The organism is Streptomyces sp. CNQ085, from assembly GCF_022614595.1.
Taxonomy (GTDB): Bacteria; Actinomycetota; Actinomycetes; order Streptomycetales; family Streptomycetaceae; genus Streptomyces.
The window spans coordinates 1-10,961 of the sequence record NZ_JAJFAU010000161.1 but is presented as its reverse complement, the minus strand read 5'-3'; the positions used below and the strand labels follow the sequence as shown (position 1 = coordinate 10,961).

8 protein-coding genes and 2 pseudogenes are annotated in these 10,961 nt (G+C 72.0%); 4 read left to right on the top strand and 6 right to left on the bottom strand.

The window, feature by feature from the left end:
• Positions 1–75: 75 nt before the first annotated feature.
• The gene (locus LJ221_RS21000; protein WP_241718288.1) at positions 76–1,254 is read right to left on the bottom strand and encodes a cystathionine gamma-synthase; all 1,179 of its coding nucleotides are present in this window, start codon (positions 1,252–1,254) and stop codon (positions 76–78) included.
• Between the two features lie 38 nt (positions 1,255–1,292).
• On the opposite strand from LJ221_RS21000, the gene LJ221_RS20995 reads away from it, so the two are divergent.
• Together LJ221_RS20995 and msrA are read left to right on the top strand one after the other, a co-directional pair.
• Positions 1,293–2,498, top strand: coding sequence for a hypothetical protein (locus LJ221_RS20995; RefSeq protein WP_241718287.1), 1,206 nt, complete (start codon positions 1,293–1,295; stop codon positions 2,496–2,498).
• An 88-nt stretch (positions 2,499–2,586) separates the two neighbouring features.
• Positions 2,587–3,282: a peptide-methionine (S)-S-oxide reductase MsrA gene (gene msrA, locus LJ221_RS20990; protein ID WP_241718286.1), complete on the top strand. Its 696-nt coding sequence runs from the start codon at positions 2,587–2,589 to the stop codon at positions 3,280–3,282.
• Positions 3,283–3,353: 71 nt separating this feature from the next.
• Here the strand turns inward: msrA and LJ221_RS20985 are convergent.
• Both LJ221_RS20985 and LJ221_RS20980 read right to left on the bottom strand, forming a co-directional pair.
• A pseudogene (locus LJ221_RS20985) lies at positions 3,354–3,548 on the bottom strand (NUDIX hydrolase); the annotation flags it as partial.
• 41 nt (positions 3,549–3,589) lie between these two features.
• Positions 3,590–3,688: pseudogene (locus LJ221_RS20980) on the bottom strand (IS5/IS1182 family transposase); the annotation flags it as partial.
• A 217-nt stretch (positions 3,689–3,905) separates the two neighbouring features.
• Between LJ221_RS20980 and LJ221_RS20975 the strand changes: the two are divergent.
• Complete coding sequence (locus LJ221_RS20975) at positions 3,906–4,847, top strand: MHYT domain-containing protein (protein ID WP_241718285.1); 942 nt, start codon at positions 3,906–3,908, stop codon at positions 4,845–4,847.
• Between the two features lie 631 nt (positions 4,848–5,478).
• The gene (locus LJ221_RS20970; protein WP_241718284.1) at positions 5,479–5,775 is read left to right on the top strand and encodes a YrhB domain-containing protein; all 297 of its coding nucleotides are present in this window, start codon (positions 5,479–5,481) and stop codon (positions 5,773–5,775) included.
• An 87-nt stretch (positions 5,776–5,862) separates the two neighbouring features.
• Here LJ221_RS20970 and LJ221_RS20965 read toward each other — a convergent pair whose 3' ends face one another.
• From LJ221_RS20965 to LJ221_RS20955, 3 genes are all read right to left on the bottom strand, one after another.
• The gene (locus LJ221_RS20965) at positions 5,863–6,405 is read right to left on the bottom strand and encodes a type 1 glutamine amidotransferase domain-containing protein (protein WP_241718290.1); all 543 of its coding nucleotides are present in this window, start codon (positions 6,403–6,405) and stop codon (positions 5,863–5,865) included.
• 203 nt (positions 6,406–6,608) lie between these two features.
• A complete protein-coding gene (locus tag LJ221_RS20960) occupies positions 6,609–9,923 on the bottom strand; it encodes a S8 family serine peptidase (RefSeq protein ID WP_308314833.1) in 3,315 nt (1,104 codons plus the stop codon).
• Between the two features lie 177 nt (positions 9,924–10,100).
• A complete protein-coding gene (locus tag LJ221_RS20955; RefSeq protein WP_241718283.1) occupies positions 10,101–10,826 on the bottom strand; it encodes an ABC transporter ATP-binding protein in 726 nt (241 codons plus the stop codon).
• Positions 10,827–10,961 lie beyond the last annotated feature (135 nt).

Genomic DNA, 10,961 nt, shown 5'->3' with positions numbered 1-10,961 from the left:
GGCGGGGACCGCGGCCTCCGCCGCGATCCCCGCCGGTACTCCGTACGGCCCGGTCATGCCCGGGCCCGCCAGGGCTCAGCCCAGTGCCCGCGCCAGATCCGCCACCAGGTCGTCGGCCGCCTCGATGCCCACCGACAGCCGCACCAGGTCCGGGGGCACCTCCAGCGCCGAGCCCGCCGCCGAGGCGTGCGTCATCCGGCCCGGGTGCTCGATCAGGGACTCCACCCCGCCCAGCGACTCACCGAGCGTGAACAGCTCCGCCCGGTCGCACACCTCGACCGCCGCCTCCTCGCCCCCGGCGACCCGGAAGGAGACCATGCCGCCGAAGTCGCGCATCTGCTTGGCCGCCACCTCGTGCCCGGGGTGCGTCTCCAGCCCCGGGTAGTACACCTGGACGACCTTCGGGTGGGATACGAGCAGTTCGACGACACGCGCGGCGTTCGCGCAGTGCCGGTCCATCCGCACCGCCAGCGTCTTGGCGCCGCGCATCACCAGCCAGGAGTCGAACGGCCCGGCGATGGCACCCATCGCGTTCTGGTGGAAGGCCAGCTCCTCGCCCAGCGCGGTGTCGGCGGTGACCAGCGCGCCGCCGACCACGTCGGAGTGGCCGCCCATGTACTTGGTCGTGGAGTGCACCACCACGTCCGCGCCGAGCGACAGCGGCTGCTGGAGGTAGGGGCTGGCGAAGGTGTTGTCCACCACCAGACGGGCGCCCGCCGTAAGGGCCACGTCGGCCAGCGCCGCGATGTCGGCGATGCCCAGCAGCGGGTTGGACGGGGTCTCCACCCATACCGCCTTCGTGCGCGGACGCAGCGCGGCGCGTACGGCCGCCGGGTCGGAGGAGTCGGCCACGTCCCACTCCACGCCCCACCGCTCGGCGACCTTCGCGAAGAGCCGGAAGGTGCCGCCGTAGGCGTCGTTCGGGATGACGACGTGGTCACCGGGGGTGAGCAGAGTCCTCAGCAGGCAGTCCTCGGCGGCCAGTCCGGAGGCGAAGGCCAGCCCGCGCCGGCCGCCCTCCAGCGCCGCGAGGTTCTCCTCCAGCGCGGTGCGGGTCGGGTTGGCGCTGCGGCTGTACTCGTAACCGCCGCGCAGGCCCCCCACCCCGTCCTGCTTGAACGTGGAGACCTGGTGGATCGGCGGCACCACCGCCCCGGTGGCGGCGTCGGGCTCCTGCCCGGCGTGGATGGCGAGGGTCTCGAAGTGCTGCGCCGGGGTCCGCGTCTCGCCCCGTGCTGCGTCCTGGTCACTCATGGCCCCGAGCCTAGCCCCGCGGGCCGTACCGTGGAGGCATGGAAGCCCTGCTGTTCCTCATCGCCACCGCCGCCATCGTCGGCCTGCTGATCGTGCCCGCGGTCCGCCGCCGCCGGGAGCTGAACGGTTCCGGGGGCTCGCCCGGCATCCGGGCCGCCGGCGATCCGGACCGCTACGGCCTCGTACCGCCCGAGCGGCTCGACGTACGGCTGCCGGGCCCCGACCCGGAGCTGATCGAGGCGCTGGAGGAGACCCAGCGGACCCAGGACTGGCAGCCCGTCGCCCGGCTGCTCGCACTGACCGGCGACGACTGGGAACTGCGCTGGCAGCGCGTGCAGTCGCTGGCCGGCGCCGCCGCCGTGGAGCTGGCGCGCTCACGCACCACCCCCACGCCCCCCGAGGCTTTTGCGGAGCGGACTCCCCCGGCGGACCGGACCCCCTCCCTCAGCAAGGAGCAGCCGCAGGCCCCCGCGCCCGTCGCGGACGCGCGCTGGCTGCGGAACTGGCGCACCGCCTCGCCGCGCGACGCGGCCTGCGCGCAGGTGTACGCGCAGTTCCTGGTCTGGCAGGCGCTGGGCGACACCGGCTCGGCCGACCGGCGGATCGTCCTGGAGGAGGCCCGCGAGATCGCCCGCGAGGCGATCCGTGTCGCACCGGCCGACCCCACCGCGTACATCACCGACCTGTTCGCCGCCCGTGCCCTGGGCGTACGCCGTCCCGAGTTCGAGGAGCGGTGGGAGGAGGTGCGCAGGCGCGCGCCGCACCACATGGGCGCGCACCTGGTGGCGCTGCCGTACTGGTCCGCCAGGGGCCACGGTTCCAAGGAGGACGCCTACGCCTTCGCGCAGCGCGCCGCCGGCGAGGCCCCCGAGGGGAGCCTGCTGCCGGCCCTGCCGCTCTTCGCGGTCTACGACCACCTGCCGGAGGCCAACATGGTCAGCGGCCTCTACCGCAGCGCGGTGGTGGAACAGGCCGTCGAGGGCGCGCGCTACGCCCTGCACCACGCGCCCGCCGGCCACCCCGTCGCCCCGCACGTGCGCCATCTGCTGCTGTGCTTCCTGGTGCGCGCCGAGCGGTACGCGCAGGCCGTGGAACAGGTGCGGGCCGTCGATGGTTATGTCGGTGCGCTGCCCTGGGTCGACGGCGGCGACCCGGTGGCGGAGTACTCGGCGTACCGCGCCCTGGCGGTCGCCGGCTACGAGAGCCTGGGCGGCGACGCGGCGCACACCCCGCCGGCGCACTGAGACGTAGGGCGGCGTACGACACACGGCGTACGCCGCCCAGGCGGCACCGGGCCCACCGGGCCCACCGAGGCCACGAGGAGAGTTGAGCATGCTGTTCGGCCACTTCAAGAAGTCCCTCCCGACGGCGGAGGAGGCCCTCAAGGGCCGCCCGGAGCGTCCCTACACCGTCCCCGGAGCCCACACCGTCCTGGGCAACCCGCTGCTGGGCCCCTACCCGGAGGGACTGGAGACCGCCGACTTCGGCCTGGGCTGCTTCTGGGGCGCGGAGCGGAAGTTCTGGCAGACCGACGGGGTGTGGACCACCCTGGCGGGCTACCAGGGCGGCCACACCGAGAACCCGACGTACGAGGAGGTCTGCTCGGGCCTGACCGGCCACACCGAGGCCGTCCGCGTCGTCTTCGACCCCTCGAAGGTCACCTACGAGGAGCTGCTGCGGGTCTTCTGGGAGTCCCACGACCCCACCCAGGGCTTCCGCCAGGGCAACGACGTGGGCACCCAGTACCGCTCGGCGGTCTACACCCACTCCGCCGGGCAGGAGGCCGCGGCCAAGGCGTCCCGCGACTCCTACCAGGCCGTCCTGGTCTCCTCCGGCTACGGCGAGATCACCACGGAGATCCTCCCCGCAGGCCCCTTCTATCCGGCCGAGGGCTACCACCAGCAGTACCTGGACAAGAACCCCGGCGGCTACTGCGGCATCGGCGGCACGGGCGTCAAGCTGGATGCCCCGTCCGAGACGAACTGGGGCCGCTCCTGCCCCACCGGCATCGCCCCGGTCGACGGCTGATCCGGCCGCGTCATCGCAATGCCCCCGGCCTGCTCGCACAGGACCGGGGGCATCGTCGTCTCCCTGGTGGCTCAGCCGAGGTACGGCCGATCGCGGTGCTCCAGGAAGTGCCGGAGCCTGAGCCGCTGGGTGTGGTGCATCGGCAGGGAATCGATCTCTCCGGGCGGCACGAACCGCAGCTCGGTGGACTCGCCGGAGATCGTCGGTTCGCCCCCGGTGACGCGAGCGGTGAAGCAGACGTTGAACTGCCGCCTGACCTCGCCGTCGCCCCGGACGGTCCGAACGATGCGGTGGGCAGTTGCTGTCAGGTGCGGTCCGAAGTGGCCACGCAGATGATCGCGGCCAGCGCCTCCCGGTCACCGTGCCGACGACGGCCGCCGCCCTGCGGCCGCGACGGCGCCTCAGGCCCACCCGAACCGGTGGCCGATCCGAGCAAGGCCCCAGTCCGCGAGACCGGCACCCTTGAGATCGGGATCCGTCTCGCCGTCGCGCGAGCAGCGTGCTGACCAGCACTCAAACATCACATTAGTGCAACAGCCATCTATTTTCGCCTATCGGGCCTTTCGCTGCCCTGCCGAATGAATGAAGGTTTATCGCTGGCATATACACACTTGTAGGGGATCATGAACGGTACAATCGATGGTTTCGGCTACGGCGCGATCACCCCGGTCGCCGGGTACCTGATGGCCGTCCTGGGCAGTGCGCTGGGACTGCGGTGCGTGGTGCGGTGCGTGCACTACCGACAGGGCTGGAAACCCGGATGGCTGGCTCTGGGGGCGACATGCATCGGCTGCGGTGTCTGGACGATGCACTTCATCGCCATGACCGGCTTCCAGGTCAAGGAAGCGGCTATCCGCTACGACGTGGCACTGACCGTACTGAGTCTGGTGGTGGCCATCGTCGTTGTCGGCATCGGCGTGTTCATCGTCGGCTACCGCGGCGCGGGAGCCGTCACGCTCGTGACGGCTGGGGCGATCTCCGGTCTGGGCGTGGCCGCCATGCACTACATCGGCATGTACGCGATGCATCTGCCGGGCAGTATCCGCTACGACGCGTTCACAGTCGCCGTCTCGGTGGCCATTGCCATCGGTGCCGCCATCACCGCTCTGTGGGCGGCCATGTCCGTGCGGGGTTTCGTCACCTCACTCGGCGCGAGTCTGGTGATGGGGGTGGCGATCTCCGGCATGCACTACACAGGCATGGCGGCTGTGAGCGTCCACCTCCACAACGACCCCGCCGCCGGGGGCGGGGGCGGGGGTGGGGTCACGCCGGTGTTCCTGCTGCTGCCCATGCTGCTGGGGCCGGTCATCTTCCTCGTCCTGGCCTCAGTCGTGGTCATGATGGACCCACTGCTCCTCGCCGGCGACACGGACGGCAGGCAGTTCGGCGCCCCGGGCGCGGGGTCTCGGGGCCACGGGACGAAGTCCGGACCGGAGCGCCCCGCTGCTCTCGGCAGCACGACGTATCAGCGGGTGGGCGCCTCGGGCACGGACAGCCATCTCGGGTCCGCATGGCCGCCCCGGCCGGACCTGGACATCACCGACGGTCAGAGATCGCGGCGGTGAGGGGCGCTTCATCAGTAAGCGAGCGTTTGGTTCTGCCTCGTGTCCGGTGACGGCGGAAGGCGGCGGCGACGAGGGGCCATCAGTCATGAACTCGCAGGCCTGCGTACCACAGCGGAGCGCGACCACGGCTCCCGCCGCTCCTCGGTAAGTCGGAGACGTGCGCCACGACGGGGCCGTGCGGTCCGTTCCCGAAGACCTCGGCTCGCTTCCCGAGGACATCGTTCCGGTGCTATGCGGGCCCGCCGCAGAGCGCGGTGCGCCCACCCTGGTCGCGACGGTGGTCGGGGGACGGTTGCGGAACCGGGCGACCGCCGCCCGCCTGGCGGAGTACGAGGATGGGCACGGCTCTTTCACCGATACCGAGCTGCGCGCCGCGGCCGGGGTGTGGGTGGGGCCGGGCAGAGGGGGGGAATCGATGACAGACGGGCGGATGAGGCTCGCCGGAGCGCAGAAGTCGGCCAGGGCGTAATACGCGTACGCCGAAGCGGGACCGGGGGGCGCGGGCCGGTCGTATCGTCCTATGCTGCGCCCAGTCATGGCGGTGCGGCCGTCCGGAAACGGGTTCACTCCGTCCGAGCGCCGGGGTCCGCCGGTTCCCCGAAGGTTCTGAGCGATACCAAGGAGACTTCCAGTGCTCTCACGGGATGAGGCCATCGACTCCGCCCGCCGGTTCCTCGGCGCGGCGTTCCCCGAAGGGGAGTTCACGATCGTCGTGCGGTCCGAACTGACACGGGAGCACCCGGTGGCGTGGGTGGTGCGGTTCGACTCGCAGGAGCACATCGACACCGGGAACGTGGCGCTGGCGCCCTTCGTCCGCGTGGTGGTCGTGCCCAAGGACGACAGCGGGCCGCACTTCCCGCCGACCCACCAGCCGCTGGGCGAGTACCTGGGCGAGCTGGCCAGGGATGCCTGCACCACCGGCGCCTGACCGCCGGGAACGCGAGTGTGGGCCGCCCGCGCGCGGCGGGCGGCCCACAACGGCTGGGAGCCGCGTGGTGGGCTCAGGCCGGGACAGTCAGGCCGAGACGGTCTGGAACTCCCGCAGGAACGCCTGGTTGAACGCCTTGAGGTCGTCCGGCCTGCGGCTGCTGACCAGGGTGTTCGGGCCCTCGGTGCAGACGGAGACCTGCTCGTCGACCCAGTTGGCGCCGGCGTTGCGCAGGTCCGTCTCCAGGCTCGGCCAGGAGGTGATCTTCCTGCCGCGCACCACGTCCGCCTCGACCAGCGTCCACGGACCGTGGCAGATGACCGCCACCGGCTTGCCGGTCTGGAAGAACTCCCGGACGAAGGAGACGGCGTCCTCGTCCGTCCTCAGGAGGTCGGGGTTGGCGACACCACCGGGCAGCACCAGCCCGTCGTAGTCCTCGACCGCGGCCTGACCGACCTGCCTGTCCACCTCGAAGGTGTCGGCCTTGTCGAGGTGGTCGAAGGCCTGGATCCGCCCGCCGGTGGTGGACAGCAGGCTCGGGGTGCCCCCGGCGTCGATCACGGCCTGCCACGGTTCGGTCAGCTCTACCTGCTCCACACCCTCGGGGGCGACGAGAAAGGCGACCTTCACTTCTGCCACGTCCTTTCGGCGGCTCGGGTCCTCGGTACATGTCGCGTGCTCCCCCGTACTCGGGTACGGGTTTCCACCGGGAGCGGTCCTATGCCGCTTTACATGTCTTTCCGGGCGGATCGGCCATGCGCGGAGGCGCCGCCCGTGTCTCCAGTGACCACCGGTGGCGCACGGTCACGGTCTCGCCCGTGCGACCGCGGGGGTCATCTGGTGCGGTAGGCGTTGACGATCGTCTGGGACAGGGTGTTGCCCTTGCCGTCCTTCACGTTCGCCCTGAAGGAGACGGTCCCCTTCCTGCCGGGGTTCCTGAAGGTGATCCTCCCCTTCCTGACGGTGGTCTTCTTCCAGTTCCTGCCGCTGTCGAAGGAGACGTGGACGGTCAGCGACCTCAGGTTCTTGCCGACGGCCGATCCCTGGACGGTGACCGGTACCGGCATGGCGGCCCTCGCCCTGGCCGTGCCGTCCAGGGCCAGCTTCGGCGTGAAGCGCACCGCCGCCGCCGGGAGGGCGGTCTCCTGGGAGGTGCGGGCCGAGGTGAAGGTGTAGGAGGCGCTCACCCTGGTGCTCAGCCTGGAGACCTTGCCGCGGCCGAGGGTGGTGACCAGCTTGTACTCCGCCCTGCCCTTGGGGAGGGTGAAGCCGGCGTGGTCGAGGATCTCCTTCTCCTCGGCGTACTTCTTCCCGTTGCGGTACAGGGTCGTCCGCGCCGAGTCGTACAGGCTGTCGCCGAGGTTGCCGGCGCCGTCCGCGAGCGGGTTCAGCATGCCGTAGAGGTCGTCGCCGTCGCGGAAGACGCCGCTGTACTCGTTCAGGCGGGGTCCGAAGACGCCGTTGTTGAAGGTGCGGTCGTAGGTTCTGCCCGCGGTGAACTTCCGCTCGTCGGCGTAGTAGCCGGCCTCGAACTCGCCCCCGGCGTCGAACTGGGTGAAGTACTGCGACCACCGGACGCCCTTGGCCTTGACGTAGACCGTGGTGGTGCTCGGGAGCCTGCGCTCGACCCCGGTGAACGAGCCCCCGTGGGACGGCACGGTGGCCAGGAGGCCGGTGCGGCCGGGGACCGACGCGCCCTGCCGGACGTCGATCCTGGCCATCTCCGACTTCTCGGTGTGCGTCTTCAGACCGGTGTAGAAGCCGCCCTCGCGGACGTGAAAGGTGTTGTAGTCGGTGTCCTCGCGGGTCCACACGGTACTGGCGGTCGAGGTGGCCTCGACACGGCCCGTGCCGCCGACCTGCGCGGTGCGCAGACCGCCGTCCCCCGTGCCGGCGTGGACGCCGACGAAACCGTCGTCGCCGAGGGTGCCGGTGTACTCGACGGACAGGTCGATCCGCTCGGCCTTGCGGTCCGGCACCGTCACCCGTACCTCCCTGGCCTTGCGGGCATCGAAGGTGAGGGTGGTGTCGCGGTCGAGCTCGACCGCCGGTGCCATGAGCCAGTCGCCGCCCTCGTACTCCTCCTGTGTGCTGCCCGGCGGGACGATGTCGGTGGACAGGGCGTAGGTGCCCCTGGGGACCCGCAGGGTGGTGGTGCCGTCCTCGCCCGTCAGGCTCTTGAACACGTTGGTCCGGTAGCCGATGAGCATGCCGCTCCACAGGGGGGCCGGCCTGCCGTCACGGCCGAGGGCGCGCACGGTCAGGTCGTAGGACTCCGCCTCGCGGTCGACGGCGCCCGCGGTACGGACGCTCCGGCCGTCGCCGGTCGCGGTGACGGCAACGCTGTAGCCGCCGTTCACGCTGCCGCCGAGCCGGGTGTCGGCGGTGATGCCGACCGCCGCCGTACCGCCGGCGGGGACGGTGATCTCGTCGGCGGCCAGGGTGAACATGCCCGCGGGCGCGGCCTTGCCCTGGGGGTCGGTGCCGGTGGCGGCCAGGGAGAGGGTGACGTCCTCGGCGCCCAGGTTGCGGTAGGTGATCTCCTTGGTGATCGGCTTGTCGTCGCCGTGCGGCCACTGGGCGGTGCCGAAGCCGATCGACACCGGTTCGGCGACGATCGTCTGCTTCAGCGCCTTGTTCACGTCCGCCCGGCCGGAGCCCTGCTGGTAGGCGGAGTAGCCCTTGCCGGGCTCGGTGGAGGCCGTCAGCGCGCCCTTGATCCGCTCACCGGTCCAGTCGGGGTGCCGCTGGGCCAGCAGCGCGGCCGCGCCCGCGATGTGCGGGGTGGCCATGGAGGTGCCGGAGATGGAGACGTAGCCGTCGGCGACCGGGTCGCCCTCCTGCTCGACGAGGCTGCCCCTGGCCGCCGCCGCGCCGATGTCCACGCCGGGGGCGGTCAGATCGGGTTTGACCGCGCCGTCCCCGGTGCGCGGGCCGACGGAGGAGAAGTGGGCGAGCGCGTCCCGCTTGTCCACGGCCCCGACGGTCAGCGCGGCGTCCGCGCTGCCCGGGCTGGAGATGCTGGAGGCGCCGGGGCCGTCGTTGCCGGCGGCGACGACGAAGAGGGCGCCGCTGTCCCGCGACAGCCGGTTGACGGCGTCCTCCATCGGGTCGATCCCGGGGGTGTCGAAGCCGCCGAGACTGAGGTTGACCACTTCGGCGCCCTGGGCGACGGCCCATTCCATCCCGGCGATGATCCCGGAGTCGCTGCCGTAGCCGTCGTCGTCGAGGACCTTGGCGTTGAGCAGCTTCGCGCCGGGGGCCACACCCTTGTAACGGCCCTTGGACTTCGCTCCGGAGCCGGCCGCGATGGAGGCGACGTGGGTGCCGTGCCCGTGGCGGTCCCTGGTGTCCTCGGAGGCGGAGAAGTTCTTCTCCGCGGCTATCCGTCCGGCGAAGTCGGGGTGAGCGGCGTCGATTCCGGTGTCGAGGACGGCGATGGTGACGCCCTCGCCGTCGTAGCCGGCCTTCCACGCCGCGGGAGCGCCGATCCGCGCGGTGCTCGTGTCGAGCGCCGCCTCGCGGATGCCGTCGAGGGAGACGGTGGCGACTCCGGGCGCCGCCGCGAGCTGTCCGGCCGCGGACGGGCGGGTCAGCGCCTTCCACGCCTCGGCGGCCCGGTTCTCGGTGACGGACAGCGCCTCGCCGTTGACGGAGCGGAGGGTGGCGCGCACGGCCGGATCGGCCTCGGCGTGGAGTTCGGCCCTGGCCGCGGGCTTCGCGCCGCGGTAGGTGACGATGACCGGTACGTCGGTGCCGGTCCTGGCGCGGTGGTGCTCGCGGCCGAGCTCGGTGACGTCGAACAGCCTCCGGTCGAGCCTGCGTTCGGCGACGAGCCGGGTGACGTCCCGCGGGATCACATAGGTGTGGCCCCTGGTGCGGACGACCCGGACGGGTACGTCCTCGCGCCCTTCGGCGCGGATCATCCCGGCGACCCGGCCGCGCCGGTCCAGCACGACCCGGTCACCGGTGACGAGGGTGACGGAGCGCCGACCGCGCTCGGCGCGGTCGGTCCCCTGTGGTGAACCCGCCGGGGACGGCCCCGTGTCCGGCGCTGTCCTCGGTACTGCCTCCGGCGCGGCGTTCGGGCCGGTCCTCGAGGCGGCGGACGATGCGGTGGTCAGCCCCATCGTCAGTGCGACGGCCACGGCGGTGGCTATCGTGGCGGCGCCCGCTCTCCTCCGTTGTGTCAATTCTCCCCCTGGTGAGGTCATCACCATGCGTGGGGGACCCCGGCGGCCCCCCGGCGTGATCAGTGTGCGGGAGGCCGTGGCACCCGCACCATACGGCCTCGTATGGGACAGGTGTTCTAGGTGTGACGCCCGTCAGCCCCCCTTCCGTGCGGGGTCGTTCCCGCCGGAGCCGCCGGCCGGGCGGTCCACGCGCTCGGTGGTGAGCCGTCCGTCCCGGATGGTGGCCACGCGGGTCGCACGGCGGGCGATGGCACTGTCATGGGTGACGAGGACGAACGTCAGGCCGTGCGTCCTCCACTGTCCTTCGAGTACCTCCATCACCTCGTCGCGCATCGACTCGTCGAGGTTTCCGGTGGGTTCGTCGGCGAGCAGTACGTCCGGCCGCTTTACCAGGGCTCGGGCGATGGCGACGCGCTGCTGCTGGCCACCGGACATCTCACCCGGGAGATGTCCCAGCCGCTCGCCGAGCCCGACGGATTCCAGCGCCTCCGCGGCGCGCCGATGCCGTGCCGCCGCCCTGGTACCCAGAGGAACGAGCGCGGTCTCGACATTCTCCTGGGCGGTGAGGGTGGGGATGAGGTTGAAGCCCTGGAACACGAAACCGACCCGCGCCGCACGCAGTCTCGTCAGCTTCGACTCACCGAGCCGGGCGAGGTCCGTGCCGTCGAGTTCGACGCTGCCGGAGGTGGGCCGGTCCAGCCCGCCGAGCATCTGCAGGAACGTGGACTTGCCGCCCCCGGTGGGGCCCTGGACGACGAGCCTCTCGCCGTCCTCCACGGTCAGGTCGACGCCGTCGAGGGCGTGGACGGTCCTTCCTCCGCGCGCGTAGCGCTTGGTGAGGCCGGTCAGTCTGTACACAGCTGCTCTCCTGGAGTGATGAGGGGAGGGGGCGGGGGGGGGGGGGGGGGGGGGGGGGGGGGGGGGGGGGGGGGGGGGGGGGGGGGGGGGGGGGGGGGGGGGGGGGGGGGGGGGGGGGGGGGGGGGGGGGGGGGG

Bases quoted from the DNA above. Each gene is read 5' to 3' on its own strand.
- LJ221_RS21000 (WP_241718288.1), bottom strand. From the start codon at position 1,254: ATGAGTGACCAGGACGCAGCACGGGGCGAGACGCGGACCCCGGCGCAG.
- LJ221_RS20995 (WP_241718287.1), top strand. From the start codon at position 1,293: ATGGAAGCCCTGCTGTTCCTCATCGCCACCGCCGCCATCGTCGGCCTG.
- msrA (WP_241718286.1), top strand. From the start codon at position 2,587: ATGCTGTTCGGCCACTTCAAGAAGTCCCTCCCGACGGCGGAGGAGGCC.
- LJ221_RS20975 (WP_241718285.1), top strand. From the start codon at position 3,906: ATGAACGGTACAATCGATGGTTTCGGCTACGGCGCGATCACCCCGGTC.